Consider the following 20152-nt stretch of genomic DNA (forward strand, 5'->3'; position numbering starts at 1 on the left):
GGCCTATCAGATCGATACCCGACCAAGTTTTGCACTGGTAACCGAGATGCTGGATAAGGCTATTGAGCGGCTCAAAGGCCCGGTTAATTTAGTGCTTCACTCCGATCAGGGCTGGCAGTACCAACAGCCCCGATACCAACATGCGCTGAAGGATCGAGGTATAAAGCAAAGCATGTCGAGAAAGGGGAACTGCTTGGACAACGCGGTGATAGAGAGCTTTTTCGGAACACTAAAGTCTGAGTTTTTCTACCTCAACCGTTTTGAAAGCATAGAAGACCTCCAAAGGGGCCTAGACAAGTACATCCGTTACTACAACCATGACCGAATCAAATCGAAGCTCGGCGGAATGAGCCCTGTGGAATACAGAACACAGTCCGCTGGCTAGCAACAAAGACCGTCCAACATTTGGGGGTCAGTTCACAATGTGGGAGCCAGCCTGCTGGCGATGACGGCATCAGCCGCAAGGAAAATCTAGAACCTTGAACCAGGCCCCGAAAGAAACGCCAACTCTTCAGCCGTCGAATCCCTTCCCAACACTGCATTGCGATGCGGAAACCGCCCAAACCGCGCAATCACCTTCTGATGCTTTTCGGCGTAATTCAGGTAATCGGTAAACAACGCCTGATCACCCTCAGGTTGTTGGTTAACCAGATCGATGTACCGCGAAACGGCCTCGTTCTGCACCGCCAGATTCTCGCAATGCTCGAACACCATGTAGATGAATACCCGCTGAATCGGCTGCAACTGCCGATCAAAATCCGCAGCAATGCCTTGGGCTACCAGGGCTTGAGCCCTGAGGTCACCGAAAAAGGCTTTGGGGGAGTCGCGATAGATCATGCGTGGCAGCTGATCGAGCAACAGCACCAGCGCCAGCCAACCGTCGGGGCGTTGCGCCCAGTCAGTCAATCCGCCGGCCAGCGCCTGCTCGACCCAGTCCCCGAAACGCGTTTGCGCCTCGAGGTCCTGGCGGTCGTGCTTGCCGAACCATAACTTGCCCTTGTCAGCCGCTACCTCGTCAGAGGTCTGGGCTGAGCCAAACCACCATTCGAGCAACGGCTGCCAGGGCGCGGTCATGTTATTCCTTGTGGTAAGCCGTAACGCGGGCGACTTCTTCTTTCGAGCCCAGGTACACCGCTACGCGCTGGTGCAGGCCTTCTGGCTGGATGTCGAGAATGCGCTGGTGACCATCGGTGGAAGCGCCGCCGGCCTGTTCCACCAGGAACGACATCGGGTTGGCTTCATACATCAGGCGCAGTTTGCCCGGCTTCGACGGCTCGCGGCTGTCGCGTGGGTACATGAACAGGCCGCCACGGGTCAGGATACGGTGCACATCGGCCACCATCGCGGCAACCCAGCGCATGTTGTAGTTCTTTTTCAGCGGGCCTTCATCGCCAGCCAGCAATTCGTCGACGTAGCGCTGTACCGGAGCTTCCCAGTGACGCTGGTTGGAGGCATTGATCGCGAATTCCTGGGTGCTTTCAGGAATCGTGATGTCTTCATGGGTCAGGACAAAGCTGCCCATTTCACGGTCCAGGGTAAAGCCCTTGACGCCGTCACCCAGGGTCAACACCAGCATGGTTTGCGGGCCGTAGATCGCGTAACCGGCCGCAACCTGCTGGGTACCTGGCTGCAGGAAGGCCTTTTCGTTCAGGGCTTCGTTCTGGCTCAGGTATTCAGTTGGGCAACGCAGTACCGAGAAGATGGTGCCGACTGGCGCGTTGATATCGATGTTGGACGAACCGTCCAGTGGGTCGAACACCAACAGGTAGGCGCCTTTCGGGTATTTGCCCGGGATCTGGTAGGCATTGTCCATTTCCTCGGACGCCATGCCGGCCAGGTGACCGCCCCATTCGTTGGCTTCGAGCAGGATGTCGTTGGAGATCACGTCGAGTTTCTTCTGCACTTCGCCCTGGACGTTTTCAGTGCCCATGCTGCCCAGAACACCACCCAGGGCGCCTTTGGATACGGCGTGGCTGATTTCTTTACAAGCGCGCGCCACCACTTCAATCAGGAAACGCAGATCGGCAGGAGTGTTGTTGCTGCGGGTCTGCTCAATCAGATAGCGACTCAGGGTAACGCGGGACATGGAAGGCTCCGGTGGAATGGGGGGGCGGGAAACCCGCGCAGTTTAACGCGAGTCGGGGCGCATTTCCTCCTATCAGACGTGAGATGCCCAATAGAGTTCATGCGCGGGGTTTAGCGTAGTTCGAATCCTGCAGGATTTGGCGGAAGATTTTTGCCGACTCTGCGAGCGCCATCGCGGGCAAGCCTTGCTCCCACAGGCGCCATCAGTCAGGCCCAATCCCCCAGGACTTCCCTGATCCTGTGGGAGCAAAGCTTGCTCGCGATCCGGCGCGCAGCGCCGGCCATTCTCAGGAGTTCGCCGGCGGTTTGCGCAACAGGCTGAACGCCATCGCCGCCAGAAACACCACACTCAAGAGCAACACCGCCCAAAGACCGAATTTCTTCCAGTCGGTGGCGGCGGTGGCCGCAGTGGTCACCGTAGACGTCGGCGCCACGACCACTCCAGCATCTACCGACGCCTTGCCCAGCGCCGCCAACTTTTGCGCGCTGTAATCCGGGATCAGCGTCGACAACGGCAGGTTCGCCGCCTTCACCGTCGCACTGCCAAGCGCCAGGGTGTAAGGCCCCTCCCCGCGTGCCAGGAACACCAGCAGCGTAGAGCGCACGGCAAATTTCAGGGTCGGCGCCTGCGCGCCCAAGCCACCGCCGCGCTCGTCGACGACCAGCTTCAACTGCTGGACGGTCTGCCCGGCCAACTGCAACTCGTTCTGCACCACATCCTGGCCATTCTGGGTCAGGCGGTACAACAAACCGCTGCCCAGCGGCCGCCACGGCAAGCTGCTTTCCCGACGCCCGGACACCGTCACCGGCGCCAGGCTGTTGGCCTGATCCAACTCGATCTGGATGCGCTCCACGTTCAGCCCCGTCGGCAACTGCCAGATGTACTCACCGGCCTTGGCGCTGCTGGCGCCCAACGGCTGCGACCAGACCAACGGCAGCGGCAAGCTGCGCCCGCTGGCGCTTTCCAGTTGCGCCGAGGTCAGGACAGGCGCCGACTGCGCCGTGTTCCAGAGCAGGCGCAGGTAACGCGCCGATTGCCCCGGCAACCCCACCTCACGCTGCTCCACCCGCTCGTCGGCAAAGGTCAGCCGAGCCACCTGCCCTTCTCCCCAGGATTGCCAGTGCTGCAAGTCGTCGCTCGCCTCAATGGTGAAACGCTGGAAGCCATCGCGCTCACTGGTCCAGTCGAGTATCAACTGCTGCAGGGGCGCCTTGATTCCGCTGGCATCCAGCAACCAGCCGCGCAGCACTTCTTCGCCCGCTTCAAGTTGACCGGCTGGTTGCACTTCCACCAGCGTACCGTCACCGCTCGACCGCACCTTCACGCTCGGAGCGCGCTCAGTGGAGTCGGCGGAGGCGTACAGCGGGAACCATTTCACGTCGGTCAGCACAGGCTTCTCGCTGGCCTGCGCCGATTCCCGAGCCAGGGCATAGGCCTGGGGCTCGCCTGCGGCATTGAACACCCGTACATCTGCAAGATCGGTCTGGCGTGCATTCAATTGCACGCTCATCGGTAGCTCAAGGCGATACCACGGCCCCTCGCCGCTGATTGACAACGGCACCTGGGTGCTGAAGTCTGCCGGTTTTTCCTGGGCGCCGGCCGACAGCGTCACGCCTAGCGCAACAACGCCCAACCAACCCAGGCTCAGCTTCTGACTCAAGACGAAACTCCTTCGGTTTGCGGGGCCGGTTTATCCGCCTCCGCCGCAGCTTCGGCGCGCTTGGGCGGCAGCGGGGCGAAATAGCCCACCACCAGCAGCAACACCCCGACTCCAATGAAAGACACAATCCGCGCCAACCCGCCACGGTTGCTCAGCTCAACAAAGAACAACTTGGCAACCACCACACCGATCAGCGCGGCGCCGATCAACCAGACCTCGCGACGATGGCGCAGGTGACCACCAATCATCAGGCTCAGTGCCATCAAGGTCCAGACGATCGACAGCCCGGCCTGCACCCGCATGGATTCAAGCAATGCATCGAGCTGGAATGGCACGCCAGCCCAATGATGGGCGGTGCGCATCACCAGGACGGTGAAGAAGGCGAACAGCGAGACGCCTGCGATCATTTGCGCAGCCTGGTGGAAGTAGTTGCTGCGCAGCGCCAGTTGCGCCACTGCACTGCGCGCCCAGATAAATACGCCGAACAGCGCAAACAACAGGCCCAATTCCAGCGGATTGATCAACGGCACATAGGGCAAAGGGTCGGCCGACCCGTCGCTGACACTGTTCGCCAACCAGAACCAGCCAAGCATCAACAGCGCCAGCGGTACGGCCGCATAGACCCGGTACTCGCGGGGATAGGCAGCCACCGGCCATGGCCAACTGCGCGGCACCGCCATCAGCACCAGGTAGACGCTCGGCAGAATCGCCCAACCCAGCCAGCGCCAGGCATTGTACTGCTCGGACAACAGCAGCAAGGCGTAGCGCAACTCCGGGGCCAGCACGCCAATCAGCAGCCAGCAGCCGAGCACGTGGGCGATGCCGAGTGCGCGCTCGGGCACCCGCGCAGCCAGTCGCCGCAGCGAGATGAAATGCACGGCGAACACCGCGACCCACACCAGCCAGCCAAAATCGGCAGCCGGATGAAAACGGCCATGCAGCGCGTCCAGCAGCACCAGGGCGGCAGCAGGTATCAGCGTGAGACAGAGCAACCCCAGCGAGGCCCACTGCAGGCGCAAAGCAAGCACCGCCCACAGCGCGACGCTCACCGCCAGGACGGCCAGCAGCAACGTCGCTTGCAGGTCCACTGCAGCGAAACGCTGGATGTCCATACCCCAGGCGATCGCCCACCAACCCGCGCCCCACACCAGCAATACGTCAGCCAACCGCTTCAGGCTGAACGCACCGAATCTCGCTGCAGGGTTTCCGAACTGCAGGCACCAGGCCCCGACGAACGCTGCCAGGCCCAAAACCATTGGCGTCCAGAACCCGGTGTGCGCCAGTGGACGCAAGCCTTCGCTGGCGAACTGAGCGAAAAATCCTGCAGCCGACAGCGCGAAAGCCGCGCCACCCAGCAACTGCACGGCAAATGCCATGAACAGGAACGTGCGCGACTGCAGGCGCAGGCCGACAACCAAGGTCGCCAGGCCGGCCAGCGCCCAACTGATCGCCGTGCCCTGGGTCAGGAAAAACAGCGGCGCCAACAGATAGAGGAAGATCAGCCCCAGGCCCGCGAGCACCGGCAGCCCCTGACGTTCCCAAGGTGCAGTGTGCGCAGCAGAGGCTGTGCGCAATTGGTGGAAGCTGAACAACAACGCCGCGCCAAGCATCAACGCGCCCAGCGGTGCGCCTTGGAGCAAACTGCTGTCACCGAATCGCAGCTCGCTGAGAAACATCAGCGCCGAGCCCAGCTGCAAGAGCAAGGCAAAGGCGCGAGCCAATGTTCGCTGCTGACGCAGGCCAAGCCAGAGGATACCGGCCCCCTCAATAGCCCAGGCCGCAGACGTCCAGCGCGCATCCAGCCCCAGGGGAATCGCCAGGCTGGCGAAGATCACCCCGAGGGCGAGGCAGGTTTCCGCCAACAACAGCGCCCGGGCCCCCATCAGCCAACGGGCCAGGCCCATGTAGATCATGCCCAATGCCAGGGCACTGAACGCAGCGGCCAACTCCAGATGCTGGACCAGCACAAACTGCAGGCCAAAGCCCACCAGCGGCGGGCCGAAGAGCAGGGTGCCGTCGACGTAATCGCCCTTGCGCGCCGACCAGCGCAACAGCGCATCGCGACTGTCGTCCTCGGGTGTGTCGCTCATCTCCAACAATTTTCGACGGGCGAACAGCAGGCCGATGGCCAGGTACATCAGGAAAAACAGGATCAGGAACGGCTCGGTGCTCCACAGCAGCTCCGGCGTATAGGAACGCAAGCCCCAGGTGAAGCCGATACCGAAAGTGCCAACGAAGCCGATCACGTTGAGTAACCGCCAGGCCTTGAACCAGGCGATGGCGAGGATGCCCGCATTGAGCAGCGCGAAGTAACTGAACAGCGCGACGTGGCTGCCGGCGCCGGTCGAGGTTAGCAGTGGCGCGGCAAAACCGCCCAGTGCCGCAGCGGCGGCCAGGCCCAGGGAGTCCTGCTTGATGGCGAGGATGGCGGAAAACACTGTCACCGCCACCAGCAGGCCCAGGGCCGCAGTCGGGTCCAGCAGCGGATGCAGGCGCATTGCGGCGAACACCGTGAGGTACAGCACCGCGATCCCGGTGCCTTGCAGGATCAGCGCGTAGTTATTGTTGCGTGTGCGCAACCACCAACCCAGCCCAAGCAGGCTCAAAGCAGCCGCCGCCACCCCGGCGTACCGCAACTCGATCGGCACTACCATGCCTTCGGTGGCGTAACGCAGCAGGAACGCCAGCCCGAGGAACAACAGCACCACGCCGACCCGCAGCACGGTGTTGCCGCCGAATAACCAGGCACGGGCACCATCGATAGCCCGTTCGATGAAGTTGGGGCCGCGTGGAATCGCTGGCTCCAGGGGTTCGCGGGCGACCGGTGCGGCCCTCCAGGCATCGACGGGCGGCGGACGCCTCGCTTCAGAGGCTGCGACGGTAATCGGCTCGAGCTCGGGTGGAAGCTCCCAGACAAGTTCGGGCGCTTCAACAGGGATGTCGTCAAGAATGAACTCAGGAGCAGGCTCCGGTGCCTGCGGCGTCCTCATGCCGGACGTTTCGAGCGAAGCCAGGCGTTGCTGCAGCGCCAGCAGGTCGACTTGCGCCTTCTGTAACTGCAACTGTTGCTCGGTGGCTTGCAAGGCCAGACGGCCGATACGAATGGCCTGCCCGATACCCAGGCCGAGCAACGCACCCAATAGCGCATCGCCGAACGACTCGTCGAGCACCCAGCCGAGCACCAGCCCTATGAGCATGAAAATCCATTGCATGGTCGATATCCCTAAGCGCAGTGGCCAATCCGGGAAGATTAGCGCAGCCCGACACGAAAAGATCGCAGCCTTCGGCAGCGCCTACACAGGAATACGTCCCCCTGTAGGCGCTGCCGAAGGCTGCGATCTTTTCGGCGCCATTATATCCAGCCGGGCGGCTACTTACTCCAACGCTTTCCAGATATCTGTGGCGTACTCGCGAATCGTCCGGTCGGACGAGAACCAGCCCATCCGCGAGGTGTTCAGCACCGCCGAACGCCACCATTCGTTGGAATCGTGCCAATGCGCTTCGACCCGCATCTGCGCGTCCCAGTAGGAGTCGAAATCGGCGCAGACCAGGAAGCGGTCGTAGTCGATCAGCGAATCGATAAAGCCCGCGTAACGGGATGGATCATCCGGCGAGAACACCCCACCGCGAATCGCCTGCAGCACATCGTTGAGTCGATGGGACGCTGCGATGTCCGGCGTCGCATTGAACTCGTGGTTCTGCTTGCGCGCTTCAACCTGCTGGGCACTGAGACCGAAGATAAACATGTGCTCGGCACCGATGCGCTCGCACATTTCCACGTTGGCACCGTCCAGGGTACCGATGGTCAGCGCGCCGTTCAGGCCGAACTTCATGTTGCTGGTACCCGACGCCTCGAAGCCCGCCGTGGAAATCTGCTCCGACAAGTCCGCCGCCGGAATAATACTTTCCGCCAGGCTGACGTTGTAGTTGGGCAGGAACACCACCTTGAGCAGACCGCGCACGGTCGGGTCGTTGTTGACCACACGGGCGATGTCGTTGGTCAGCTTGATGATCAACTTGGCCTGGTGATAACTGGCGGCCGCCTTGCCGGCGAAAATTTTCACCCGGGGTACCCAGTCGGTTTCCGGCTCGGCACGAATCGCCTGATAAAGCGCCACGGTGTGCAGCAGGTTGAGCAGCTGGCGTTTGTACTCGTGGATCCGCTTGACCTGCACGTCGAACATCGCCGCCGGGTTGACGGCGATACCCAGGCGCTCGTGAATGATGTAGGCCAGGGCCTTCTTGCTGTGCAGACGCTGCTCGGCGAACGCCTTGCGGAAGGCGGCTTTCTCGGCGAACGGTTCCAGCTCCAGCAAGCGTTCTTCCGGGTTGTCCAGCAGGTCCGGTCCCAGGGCATCCACCAGCATTGAAGTCAGCTCGGAGTTGGCCTGGTACAGCCAGCGGCGGAAGGTGATGCCGTTGGTCTTGTTGTTGATCCGCTCCGGGTACAGCTTGTGCAGCTCGGAGAACACGGTTTTGCGCATCAGCTGGGTGTGCAGGCCGGACACGCCATTGACGCTATGGGAACCGAGGAACGCCAGGTTGCCCATGCGCACGCGGCGGCCATTGTCTTCCTCGATCAGCGACACCGCGCGCAACACGTCGAAGTCGTGTATGCCCTTGGCCCGCAACGAGTCGATGTGCTGGGCGTTGATCAGGTAGATGATCTGCATGTGTCGCGGCAGCATGCGCTCCATCAGGCCGACCGGCCAGGTCTCCAGCGCCTCGGGCAGCAGCGTGTGGTTGGTGTACGAGAGCGTATCGACCGTCACCTGCCACGCAGCGTCCCATGCCACGTCATAGACGTCGACCAGTTGGCGCATCAGTTCGGCTACGGCGATCGATGGGTGCGTATCGTTGAGCTGGATCGCCGCGTGGTCACCCAGGGTCAGCACCGAGGTGTGCATGTTGCGGTGGCGGCGCAGCAGGTCCTGCAAGGAGGCGGCAACGAAAAAGTATTCCTGGCGCAAACGCAGTTCCTGACCGGCTTCGGTGCTGTCCGCCGGGTAAAGCACACGGGAAATACTTTCGGCCCGGGCAACCTCGGCAACGGCGCCCAGGTGGTCACCGGCGTTGAAGCGTTCCAGGTGCAGATCTTCCATGGCGCGGGCGCGCCACAGCCGCAGAGTGTTGACGCTCGCCCCGCGCCAGCCGACAACCGGGGTGTCGTAGGCAATGGCGCGAACGGTTTCCACGGGTGTCCAGACCTGCTTGGTCTTGCCGTTCTCGTCAGTGACGGTCTCGACACTGCCACCAAAGCCGATCGGGTAAACCACCTCCGGGCGCTCGAACTCCCACGGGTTGCCGAAGTCCAGCCAATGCTCGGTTTGCTCCTGCTGCCAGCCATCCACGATGGCCTGGCGGAACAAACCATGCTCGTAACGAATTCCGTAGCCATGGCCGGCGATGCCGAGCGTCGACATGCTTTCCATGAAGCACGCGGCCAGGCGCCCGAGGCCGCCGTTACCCAGCGCCGCGTCAGGCTCCAGCAGGCGGATACGCTCAAGGTCGACACCCAGCTCGGTCAGCGCTTCGCGCGCAACATCAAGCAGGCCGAGGTTGCTCAGGCTGTCATAGAGCAGACGGCCGATGAGGAATTCCAGCGAGAGGTAATAAACACGCTTCTGGCCTTTACGGTAGATCTGCCGGGTGTGATCCATCCAGTGCTCGACCATGTGATCGCGCGCCGCCAAGGCAATGGCTTCGAACCAGTCGTGGTCGAAGGCGTGATCCGGGTCTTTGCCCACCGCGTAGGTGAGTTTGGTCAAGACGGCGTCGCGGAATGCGGCCACCTCTGCTTCGCGAACAAGTGGTTCTTGAGTCATCGATAAGACCTCGAGCGAGCGTGGAGTAGTTGAGCCTAGACGGTCTGACAGGCCGTGGAGAGTCTGGTTCGGCAGTTTTTCCCGTTAGTGCGAGATAGGTCGACATTACCTTGTCGTATGCCGGAAAGAATGCAGGGCCCGTGCCGGATTACCGAAGCCGATGAGCCGCGCTGGAAAAAAACTGGCGAAAGGTTGTTCAAAAATCCACCAGTCCCGGTATGATCGCGCGCCCTGATGCACACGCTGGTAACAACCGATGATGAAACCCAACCTGATCGCCGCTGCGGAGATCGATCGCCTCGATACCTGGGCCAAGTATTCTGCACCGATGTGCGGCTCTTGTGTGTCCAGCTGCTGCACCCTGCCGGTCGAGGTCAAGATCAAGGACCTGATCCGGATCGGCATCGTCGACGAATTCGAGCGCGGCGAGCCGGCGAAGAACATTGCCAAGCGTCTGCAGAAGGAAGGGATCGTCGAGCGCTACAGCCAGAAGACCGAGATCTTCACCCTCCAGCGCATGAGCAACAACGATTGCCTGTACCTGGATCGTAAGAGCCGTCTGTGCACTATTTATGAAAAGCGCCCGGATACTTGCCGCAATCACCCCAAGATCGGGCCGCGGCCGGGATATTGCGCTTACAAGCCCAAGGAAGTGGTGCGCGAGACCAGTAGCAGCCGTCGCACCCTCGAGAAATTCTAACGCCGAAAAGATCGCAGCCTCGTTTCACTCGACAGCTCCTACAGGGTTATGTGTACGCCTGTAGGAGCTGTCGAGTGAAACGAGGCTGCGATCTTTTGATTTTTTCTCCAGACAAAACAAAAACGCCCCCGATCTCGCGATCGGGGGCATTTTTTGTCTGCTAACTAAATGACTTAGTTACCGGACTTCTTGGCAGCGCGGGTACGCTCGCTTTCGCCCAGGATCTTCTTACGAAGACGGATGGACTTAGGAGTGACTTCGCACAATTCGTCTTCTTGAACGAATTCCAGAGCTTGTTCCAGGGTGAAACGGATAGGCGGAACCAGAGCGATGGTTTCGTCTTTACCCGAAGCACGCATGTTGTCGAGCTTCTTGCCTTTGGTTGGGTTGACGCCCAGGTCGTTGTCGCGGCTGTTGATGCCGACGATTTGACCTTCGTACACGTCTTCACCGTGACCCAGGAACAGTTTGCCGCGAGCTTGCAGGGTTTCCAGCGAGTAAGTCAGAGCCTTACCGGTAGCAACCGAAACCAGCACGCCGTTTTGACGGCCGGACATGTCGCCGGACTTCATCACGTCGTAACGGTCGAAGATCGAGGTCAGGATGCCTGCACCGGAGGTCAGGGTCAGGAACTCGTTACGGAAACCGATCAGGCCACGTGCCGGGATGTTGTACTCAAGGCGCACACGGCCCTTGCCATCCGGAACCATGTTGGTCAGGTCGCCTTTACGGATACCGATCTGCTCCATGATCGAACCTTGCGATTCTTCCGGCAGGTCGATGGTCACGTTTTCGTACGGTTCGTGCTTCACGCCGTCAACCATGCGGATGATCACTTCCGGACGACCAACACCCATTTCGAAGCCTTCGCGACGCATGGTTTCGATCAGTACGGACAAGTGCAGCTCACCACGGCCGGAGACCTTGAACTTGTCGGCGGTGTCGCCTTCTTCAACGCGCAGGGCAACGTTGTAGAGCAGTTCCTTGTCCAGACGTTCTTTGATGTTACGGCTGGTGACGAACTTGCCTTCACGGCCGCAGAACGGCGAGTCGTTAACCTGGAAGGTCATCGAAACGGTTGGTTCATCAACGGTCAGCGGCTTCATCGCTTCAACGTTCTGTGGGTCGCACAGGGTGTCGGAGATGAACAGCGACTCGAAGCCGCTGATGCAGACGATGTCGCCGGCAGCTGCTTCTTCAACGTCAACGCGGTGCAGACCGTGGTGACCCATCAGTTTCAGGATACGGCCGTTACGGCGCTTGCCGTCAGCGTCGATCGCAACAACCTGGGTGTTCGGCTTGACGCGACCACGAGCGATACGGCCAACGCCGATAATGCCCAGGAAGCTGTTGTAGTCCAGTGCCGAGATTTGCATCTGGAACGGGCCGTCACGGTCAACTTGCGGTGCTGGTACGTTGTCGACGATCGACTGGTACAGCGGAGTCATGTCTTCAGCCATGTCGGTGTGATCCAGACCGGCAATGCCGTTCAGGGCCGAGGCGTAGACGACTTTGAAGTCCAGCTGTTCTTCGGTGGCACCGAGGTTGTCGAACAGGTCGAAGATCTGGTCCAGAACCCAGTCCGGACGTGCGCCTGGACGGTCAACCTTGTTGATGACCACGATCGGACGCAGGCCGGCTTCGAAAGCCTTCTTGGTCACGAAACGGGTTTGCGGCATAGGGCCGTCTTGAGCGTCAACCAGCAGCAGAACGGAGTCAACCATCGACATTACGCGTTCAACTTCGCCGCCGAAGTCGGCGTGGCCCGGGGTGTCCACGATGTTGATGTGGTAGCCGTTCCAGTTGATGGCGGTGTTTTTCGCCAGAATGGTAATACCGCGCTCTTTCTCCTGGTCGTTGGAGTCCATCACGCGCTCGTCGTTGAGCTCGTTGCGCTCCAGGGTGCCGGATTGACGCAAGAGTTTGTCTACCAAGGTGGTTTTACCATGGTCAACGTGAGCAATGATGGCGATGTTGCGTAGATTTTCGATCACTTGTGTATCTCGATCAGAGGATTCGGTGTGCTGACAAGTCTTGGCAGCGATTAACAGTAGAGTCAGGCCTTGCCGTTACAGCTTGACGGCAGAGTCGGGGGGCCGGTGACGCAGGCCACAGGCAAACAGCCCCGGGCTCTTAGCTCGGTCGATAAACGCGCACATTGGCATGCCCCTCACTGAGCAAATGGTGGGCATGCAGGCGACTCATCACGCCTTTGTCGCAATACAGCAGGTACTGGCGAGTAGGGTCCAGTTCCTTGAAACGAGCGTTCAATGCATAAAACGGCATCGTTTGTACCTCAATGCCCGCGAGGTCCAGCGGCTCGTCTTCAGCGGCATCCGGATGACGGATGTCGATGACGATCTGACCTGCCAGTGCTTCGCCGACTTCTTCGATTTGCAAGTCCTGGCCCAATTCGTCGATCACGCGATCGATCGGTACCAGCTTGGCGTTCTCAAGCGCACGCTCGAGAACCGCCATGTCGAATTCTTTCTCTTCGTGCTCCACGCGCGGACGCTTGGCGTGGGTCTTGGGGTTCACCGAGATGACCCCGCAATATTCCGGCATGTGCTTGGCGAAATCGGCCGTGCCGATTTCGTTGGCCAGATCGATGATGTCCTGCTTGTGGCTGGCGATCAGCGGTCGCAAGACCAGCTTGTCAGTCACGCAGTCGATCACGGACAGGTTCGGCAGCGTCTGGCTCGACACCTGGGAAATCGCTTCACCGGTGACCAGCGCCTCGATCTCCAGCCGATCGGCAATACGGGAAGCAGCGCGCAACATCATACGCTTCAAAACTACGCCCATATGACTGTTATCGACTTTCCCGAGAATTTCTCCCAGTACTTCCTCGAACGGCACACTGACAAATAACACGCGTTGGGAGCTGCCGTACTTCTTCCAGATGAAGTGCGCGACCTCCATCACCCCCAATTCATGGGCCCGCCCGCCCAGGTTGAAGAAGCAGAAATGGCTCATCAGCCCGCGGCGCATGATCTGGTAGGCGGCCACCGTTGAATCGAAGCCACCGGACATCAGCACAAGCGTCTGCTCCAGGGCACCCAGCGGATAACCGCCGATGCTGTTGTGCTGGTTGTGGATCACGAACAACCGTTTGTCGCGAATTTCGAGACGAACTTCGATTTGCGGCTCTTTCAGCGAGATTCCGGCGGCGCCGCATTGACGACGCAGCTGGCTGCCGACGTATTTCTCGACATCCATGGAACTGAATTCATGCTTGCCGGCGCGCTTGCAGCGCACCGAAAAAATCTTCCCGGCCAGGGCGTCACCGAAGTGCAGCTTGCACTTGGCAACGATGTCGTCGAAGTCACCCAATGGGTACTCGTCGACCTGCAGGAAATGCGCAATGCCCGGCATGCAGCTCAGGCGCTCGGTCATCTCCTTCAGGGCCTTGGGCTCGCTAACGCGGGTTTCCAGCTCGAGATTGTCCCACACACCGTTCACCACCACGGCCGGGTCCAGGTCGCGGAGCACGGTGCGGATGTTCTTGGCCAACTGGCGGATGAAACGCATCCGTACCGGGCGGCTCTTGATGGTGATCTCGGGGAAGACTTTTACGATTAGTTTCATGAAAACAGCGCGCGCTGGGCCAGCCGAAAAAGGGGGGCGCGGATTATAGCGGAAATTGCTCAAGGTTTAACCAGTTAATATGCAGAACCTTCGACGCGCACCAAAACGGGTCATTTGTGTGATTATGCGCCACATAACGGGGCGAGTTTTGCCGTTTCTGAACGCCATACATCTATATAAGCGTGAATTTGGGGCGAAAAACCCATGCTGGGGCACTGGCATGCAATTTGCTCCCTTGTGAGGCAGGTTGCCTTGGCAGAGTATTCGCGCCGGCATCACCCACATTCCAAGGGCCATCCACTACCAAAGCCCGAAGCCACCCGGAGGACACTATGTCGAAGTCGGTTCAACTCATCAAAGATCATGACGTCAAGTGGATTGATCTGCGCTTCACAGACACCAAAGGCACTCAGCACCACGTGACCATGCCGGCTCGCGACGCGCTGGATGAAGCTTTCTTCGAAGAAGGCAAAATGTTCGACGGTTCCTCCATCGCTGGCTGGAAAGGCATCGAAGCCTCCGACATGATCCTGCTGCCAGACGACAGCACGGCCGTTCTCGACCCGTTCACCGAAGACCCAACGCTGATCCTGGTCTGCAACGTGATCGACCCGTCGACCATGCAAGGCTATGACCGCGACCCGCGCGCCATCGCCCACCGCGCCGAGGAATACCTGAAGTCGACCGGTATCGGCGACACCGTATTCGTTGGCCCGGAGCCAGAGTTCTTCATCTTCGACCAAGTGAAGTTCAAGTCCGACATCTCCGGCTCGATGTTCAAGATTTACTCCGAGCAAGGTTCGTGGATGTCCGACCAGGACATCGAAGGCGGCAACCATGGCCACCGTCCAGGTATCAAAGGCGGCTACTTCCCGGTTCCACCGTTCGACCACGACCACGAAATCCGTACCTCCATGTGCAACGCCATGGAAGAAATGGGCCTGACCATCGAAGTTCACCACCACGAAGTGGCGACTGCCGGCCAGAACGAAATCGGTGTGAAGTTCAACACCCTGGTGGCCAAGGCTGACGAAGTTCAGACCCTGAAGTACTGCGTACACAACGTTGCTGTCGCCTACGGCCGCACCGCGACCTTCATGCCTAAGCCACTGTACGGCGATAACGGCTCGGGTATGCACGTTCACCTGTCCATCGCCAAAGATGGCAAGAACACCTTCGCAGGTGAAGGCTATGCCGGCCTGTCCGACACCGCCCTGTACTTCATCGGCGGCATCATCAAGCACGGTAAGGCCCTGAACGGCTTCACCAACCCGTCGACCAACTCCTACAAGCGTCTGGTCCCAGGTTTCGAAGCACCGGTCATGCTGGCCTACTCGGCTCGCAACCGTTCCGCTTCGATCCGTATTCCTTACGTGTCGAGCCCGCGCGCTCGCCGTATCGAAGCCCGCTTCCCGGATCCAGCAGCCAACCCGTACCTGGGCTTCGCTGCACTGTTGATGGCTGGCCTGGACGGCATCCAGAACAAGATCCACCCTGGCGACGCAGCTGACAAAAACCTGTACGACCTGCCGCCTGAAGAGGCCAAAGAGATCCCACAAGTTTGCGGCAGCCTGAAAGAAGCCCTGGAAGAGCTGGACAAAGGTCGCGCGTTCCTGACCAAAGGCGGCGTGTTCTCCGACGACTTCATCGACGCTTACATCGCTCTGAAAAGCGAAGAAGAAATCAAGGTCCGCACCTTCGTACACCCACTGGAATACGAGCTGTACTACAGCTGCTGATCCGGTAGCGCCAGCACTCGCGGCGTGACAAAAAGAGGCCTCCTTCGGGAGGCTTTTTTTATGCGTACAAGATCAAAAGATCGCAGCCTTCGGCAGCGCCCACAGGCGCGTAGGAGCTGCCGAAGGCTGCGATCTTTGCTACTGCTTTTCATACCGAAATATTAACGACTTGGGTCAAGCGCCAGCCCTGACCTATGCTGCACCCCAACGCCTTCGCTTCTGGTCGATTTTATGGGTCGTGTTTTTTTACTGTTGTTGCTGCTGATCGCCCTGCCCGCTGCAGCGCAGATCTACAAGTACACCGACGCCAACGGCAACACCGCCTACAGCAACCAACCGCCCGATGGCGTCGTGGCGCAGCCGGTCGAGCTACCTCCGCTAAACAGCGTCGAATCACAAGCACCTGCTGCGCCGCCTGTTGACGCCGTAACTGACGAACAGCCGAGTAGCGCATACGAAGTGCTGGAATTGACCAACCTGCCCACCAGCGAAGCGTTACGCGCCAACAACGGCACATTCACCGTGAACGTGTTGATCAAGCCGCGCCTGCGGGGCCCGCATCTGTTCCGGCTGCTGCTGGATGAACAGCCCTACGGCCAGCCTGGCAACGTGCCAGTCCTGCAGTTGGTAAACATCGATCGTGGCACCCACAGCCTGGCGGTACAGGTGATCAGCGGGGACAACGTCGTGCAGCAAAGCCCGACCGTGACCTTCACCGTGCAGCGAGTGCACAAGCCTTGAAAGGGTGGCTGTTGGCCGGACTGCTGCTGGTTGCGCTGCCCGCGCCGGCCGAAATATTTACCTACGTCGATGCCCAGGGCAATCGGGTCTTCACCGATCAGCCCGGCTCCGGCAACGCCAAGCGCGTACCGCTGGCGCCGGGTAATCGCATGTCCGCCAATCCGGGCAGCGCCAAACCGGCGACCCCCAGACCACAAGCCGAAGCCCCCCCTCTTTATCGCTACGACCTGCTGAGGGTGCTGGTACCCGAACCTGACGCCACGCTGCGCAGCAGCGCCGGTGAACTGATCGTCAGTGTGACCAGCGAGCCCGGCCTGCAACGGGGTCACCGCTACCGCCTGCTGCTGGACGGCAAACCCACCGCCGAACCCGGCCTCAGCCCGGTCTTTGCCCTGACCAATGTCGACCGCGGCAGCCACAACCTGTCCGTTGAAATCCTCGACCAGCAAGGCCGCACAGTAGAGCGCACCGCCAATCAACCCTTTCACATGCTGCGAATTTCCCTTGCCCAGAAACGCCAGGTCAAACCCTGCGCCCTTTCCGACTTCGGCCAGCGCCCGGAGTGCCCGCTCAAGGACAAACCCGAAGAGGAAAAAAATCCCTTCCTGAAGTTCTTTTAACCCTCAGCCTGCTTGCGCACTATATTGGTGCGCCTAGAGGCGCACTACCCAGTTCTCATCCCATTTTGGTTCGAAACTACCCGTCGAAGCTGGCAAAACGCCACGCAAAAGAGCGTCAAACGCCTGTTTCAGGCGATCGACGCTTCTTTTCAGAGCCTTGGTTTGGTTTTTGCATTTTCCAGTAACAAACGCTTTTTTCTTGCGCACGCCCTGCTCCAAAAGAGGTCCTGATGACCATTAGCGACGCACTGCACCGCTTGCTGCTCGACAACCTGACTACCGCCACCATCCTGCTCGACGCGCAGCTGCGCCTGGAGTACATGAACCCGGCGGCAGAAATGCTCCTGGCAATCAGCGGGCAGCGCAGTCACGGGCAATTCATCAGTGAATTGTTCACCGAATCCACCGAAGCGCTGAATTCCCTGCGCCAGGCTGTTGAACAGGCTCACCCTTTCACCAAGCGTGAAGCGATGCTTACTGCCCTCACCGGCCAGACCCTGACTGTCGACTACGCAGTGACGCCGATCCTCTCCAACGGCGACACCCTGCTGCTGCTCGAGGTCCACCCGCGCGATCGCCTGTTGCGCATCACCAAGGAAGAGGCACAGCTGTCGAAACAGGAGACCAGCAAGATGCTGGTGCGTGGCCTGGCGCACGAGATCAAGAACCCGCTGGGCGGGATTCGTGGCGCAGCGCAACTGCTGGCCCGTGAACTGCCCGAAGAAAGCCTTCGCGATTACACCAACGTGATCATCGAAGAAGCCGATCGCCTGCGAAACCTGGTGGATCGCATGCTCGGCTCGAACAAGCTGCCATCGCTGGCCATGTGCAACATTCACGAAGTGCTCGAGCGGGTCTGCCATCTGGTGGAAGCCGAAAGCCAGGGTTGCATCAACCTGGTGCGCGACTATGACCCAAGCATTCCCGATGTCCTGATTGATCGTGAGCAGATGATTCAGGCGGTATTGAACATCGTGCGCAATGCGATGCAGGCCATCAGCAGCCAGAATGAGCTGCGCCTTGGCCGCATCAGCCTGCGCACCCGGGCCATGCGCCAGTTCACCATCGGCCACGTGCGTCACCGCCTGGTCACCAAGATCGAGATCATCGACAACGGTCCAGGCATACCGGCGGAACTTCAGGAAACCATCTTCTTTCCCATGGTCAGCGGCCGCCCGGACGGTACCGGGCTGGGCCTGGCCATTACCCAGAACATCATCAGCCAGCACCAGGGCCTGATCGAGTGTGACAGCCACCCAGGCCACACCACCTTCTCGATCTTTCTGCCACTGGAACAAGGAGCCACATCGACATGAGCCGTAGTGAAACCGTGTGGATCGTCGATGACGACCGTTCTATCCGTTGGGTCCTGGAAAAAGCCTTGCAGCAGGAAGGCATGACCACGCAAAGCTTCGACAGCGCCGATGGCGTGATGAGCCGCCTGGCGCGCCAGCAGCCGGACGTGATCATCTCTGACATTCGCATGCCCGGCGCCAGCGGCCTGGACCTTCTGGCGCGGATTCGCGAACAGCACCCACGGCTGCCAGTGATCATCATGACCGCTCACTCCGATCTGGACAGCGCTGTCGCGTCCTATCAGGGCGGCGCGTTCGAGTACCTGCCAAAACCGTTCGACGTCGACGAAGCCGTATCGCTGGTCAAGCGGGCGAACCAGCACGCCCAGGAGCAGCAAGGTCTTGAAGTCGTCCCGACCCTGACCCGCACTCCGGAGATCATCGGCGAAGCGCCGGCGATGCAGGAAGTGTTTCGCGCCATTGGACGCTTGAGCCACTCCAACATCACCGTGCTGATCAACGGCGAATCGGGCACCGGCAAGGAACTGGTCGCCCACGCCCTGCATCGTCACAGCCCACGGGCAGCCTCGCCGTTCATCGCGCTGAACATGGCGGCAATCCCCAAGGACCTGATGGAATCCGAGTTGTTCGGCCATGAGAAAGGCGCCTTCACCGGCGCCGCCAACCTGCGTCGCGGGCGTTTCGAACAGGCAGATGGCGGCACGCTGTTCCTCGATGAAATCGGTGACATGCCGGCAGACACCCAGACTCGCCTGCTGCGGGTCCTGGCCGACGGCGAGTTTTATCGGGTAGGGGGTCACACCCCGGTCAAGGTGGATGTACGAATCATCGCCGCGACTCACCAGAATCTGGAAACCCTGGTGCACGCGGGTAAATTCCGCGAAGACTTGTTCCACCGCCTCAACGTCATCCGCATCCACATTCCACGACTGTCGGACCGTCGCGAAGACATCCCGACCTTGGCCAAACACTTCCTTGCCCGCGCAGCCCAGGAACTGGCAGTGGAGCCCAAGCTGCTCAAGAGCGAGACCGAGGAGTACCTGAAGAACCTGCCGTGGGGCGGCAACGTGCGTCAGCTGGAGAACACCTGCCGCTGGATTACAGTGATGGCTTCCGGTCGCGAAGTGCACATCAGCGACCTGCCGCCGGAACTGTTGAACCTGCCTCAGGATTCGGCCCCGGTGACCAACTGGGAGCAGGCGCTGCGCCAGTGGGCAGACCAGGCGTTGGCCCGTGGCCAGTCGAGCCTGCTCGACAGCGCGGTGCCGGCGTTTGAACGGATCATGATCGAGACCGCCCTCAAGCACACCGCTGGCCGCCGGCGTGATGCCGCGGTGTTGCTGGGCTGGGGGCGCAACACCCTGACTCGCAAGATCAAGGAATTGGGGATGAAGGTTGATGGTGGAGATGATGATGAGGGGGAAGAGGGCTAAATACCCTATAAATCATCGTCGCTACATAGATCCATTCGCGGGCAAGCCCGCTCCCACAGTGAATCCGGTGTTTTCACGATTGCGTGAACAACACTGGACCCTGTGGGAGCGGGCTTGCCCGCGATGTTTTTGGCGCCATCGTGCACCGACTGAATGCACCGTGAACCGCAATCGCGCACAAATGCTGATTTAAAACCCCGCCTGCTTTCGCAATCGAACCCTGACCGAAAAAACACGAAAGCCCCGGAATACGGGGCTTTCGACGTTTCAATGCGACTTTCTGTTTCAACTTGTTAAAAACTGGCACGCCCCCTGCAATAGTCCATTCAGTGAATCAGTTCACTACCCAGTTTCGGGGACCTTGGTACAGGCAGGCCGGGGATTCCCCTCTTTACACCGGGCTCACACCGCACAAGCGACGAGCCCAACCAGTTTTGGGGCCCT

15 protein-coding genes are annotated in these 20152 nt (G+C 60.1%); 7 read left to right on the plus strand and 8 right to left on the minus strand.

What is annotated here, in order from left to right:
* Nucleotides 1-385, plus strand: a 385-nt coding sequence (locus AAEZ05_RS15475) for an IS3 family transposase (RefSeq protein ID WP_350647935.1), incomplete at its 5' end; no start/stop codon positions are given.
* 86 nt (nt 386-471) lie between these two features.
* On the opposite strand, the gene AAEZ05_RS15480 is transcribed toward AAEZ05_RS15475, so the two are convergent.
* The 5 genes from AAEZ05_RS15480 to AAEZ05_RS15500 all read right to left on the minus strand — a co-directional run bounded on the left by AAEZ05_RS15480 (nt 472) and on the right by AAEZ05_RS15500 (nt 9571).
* Nucleotides 472-1074: a DUF924 family protein gene (locus AAEZ05_RS15480; RefSeq protein ID WP_350598000.1), complete on the minus strand. Its 603-nt coding sequence runs from the start codon at nt 1072-1074 to the stop codon at nt 472-474.
* A 1-nt stretch (nt 1075) separates the two neighbouring features.
* The gene (locus AAEZ05_RS15485) at nt 1076-2086 is read right to left on the minus strand and encodes a class 1 fructose-bisphosphatase (RefSeq protein ID WP_045061985.1); all 1011 of its coding nucleotides are present in this window, start codon (nt 2084-2086) and stop codon (nt 1076-1078) included.
* Nucleotides 2087-2372: 286 nt separating this feature from the next.
* A complete protein-coding gene (locus AAEZ05_RS15490) occupies nt 2373-3746 on the minus strand; it encodes a DUF3999 domain-containing protein (RefSeq protein WP_045061986.1) in 1374 nt (457 codons plus the stop codon).
* Entirely contained in the window at nt 3743-6958 is a 3216-nt protein-coding gene (locus AAEZ05_RS15495) for a DUF2339 domain-containing protein (protein WP_045061987.1), read from the minus strand. The genes AAEZ05_RS15490 and AAEZ05_RS15495 overlap by 4 nt, the downstream gene beginning before the upstream one ends.
* A 162-nt stretch (nt 6959-7120) precedes the next feature.
* Nucleotides 7121-9571, minus strand: coding sequence for a glycogen/starch/alpha-glucan phosphorylase (locus AAEZ05_RS15500; RefSeq protein ID WP_045061988.1), 2451 nt, complete (start codon nt 9569-9571; stop codon nt 7121-7123).
* 259 nt (nt 9572-9830) lie between these two features.
* Here AAEZ05_RS15500 and AAEZ05_RS15505 point away from each other — a divergent pair, with 259 nt between their 5' ends.
* Nucleotides 9831-10271 (plus strand): YkgJ family cysteine cluster protein, encoded by a 441-nt coding sequence (locus AAEZ05_RS15505; protein WP_045062033.1) that lies wholly within the window; start codon nt 9831-9833, stop codon nt 10269-10271.
* Between the two features lie 173 nt (nt 10272-10444).
* On the opposite strand, the gene typA is transcribed toward AAEZ05_RS15505, so the two are convergent.
* Nucleotides 10445-12265 (minus strand): translational GTPase TypA, encoded by a 1821-nt coding sequence (gene typA / locus AAEZ05_RS15510; RefSeq protein ID WP_045061989.1) that lies wholly within the window; start codon nt 12263-12265, stop codon nt 10445-10447.
* A 139-nt stretch (nt 12266-12404) separates the two neighbouring features.
* Nucleotides 12405-13859 (minus strand): tRNA uracil 4-sulfurtransferase ThiI, encoded by a 1455-nt coding sequence (gene thiI / locus AAEZ05_RS15515; RefSeq protein WP_045061990.1) that lies wholly within the window; start codon nt 13857-13859, stop codon nt 12405-12407.
* Between the two features lie 332 nt (nt 13860-14191).
* On the opposite strand from thiI, the gene glnA reads away from it, so the two are divergent.
* From glnA to AAEZ05_RS15530, 3 genes are all read left to right on the plus strand, one after another.
* A complete protein-coding gene (glnA, locus tag AAEZ05_RS15520; protein ID WP_045061991.1) occupies nt 14192-15598 on the plus strand; it encodes a type I glutamate--ammonia ligase in 1407 nt (468 codons plus the stop codon).
* Between the two features lie 231 nt (nt 15599-15829).
* Nucleotides 15830-16339, plus strand: a complete 510-nt coding sequence (locus AAEZ05_RS15525; RefSeq protein ID WP_045061992.1) for a DUF4124 domain-containing protein — start codon at nt 15830-15832, stop codon at nt 16337-16339.
* Nucleotides 16336-16959: a DUF4124 domain-containing protein gene (locus AAEZ05_RS15530; RefSeq protein ID WP_045061993.1), complete on the plus strand. Its 624-nt coding sequence runs from the start codon at nt 16336-16338 to the stop codon at nt 16957-16959. Before AAEZ05_RS15525 ends, AAEZ05_RS15530 begins: the two co-directional genes overlap by 4 nt.
* Nucleotides 16960-16992: 33 nt before the next feature.
* Here AAEZ05_RS15530 and AAEZ05_RS15535 read toward each other — a convergent pair whose 3' ends face one another.
* Nucleotides 16993-17166 (minus strand): hypothetical protein, encoded by a 174-nt coding sequence (locus AAEZ05_RS15535; RefSeq protein WP_160298072.1) that lies wholly within the window; start codon nt 17164-17166, stop codon nt 16993-16995.
* Between the two features lie 23 nt (nt 17167-17189).
* Here AAEZ05_RS15535 and glnL point away from each other — a divergent pair, with 23 nt between their 5' ends.
* Nucleotides 17190-18275, plus strand: a complete 1086-nt coding sequence (glnL, locus tag AAEZ05_RS15540; protein WP_045061994.1) for a nitrogen regulation protein NR(II) — start codon at nt 17190-17192, stop codon at nt 18273-18275.
* Nucleotides 18272-19708, plus strand: a complete 1437-nt coding sequence (ntrC, locus tag AAEZ05_RS15545) for a nitrogen regulation protein NR(I) (protein ID WP_045061995.1) — start codon at nt 18272-18274, stop codon at nt 19706-19708. Before glnL ends, ntrC begins: the two co-directional genes overlap by 4 nt.
* The last annotated feature ends 444 nt before the right edge of the window (nt 19709-20152 follow it).

This window comes from Pseudomonas sp. HY13-MNA-CIBAN-0226 (assembly GCF_040310305.1).
GTDB lineage: Bacteria > Pseudomonadota > Gammaproteobacteria > Pseudomonadales > Pseudomonadaceae > Aquipseudomonas > Aquipseudomonas gregormendelii.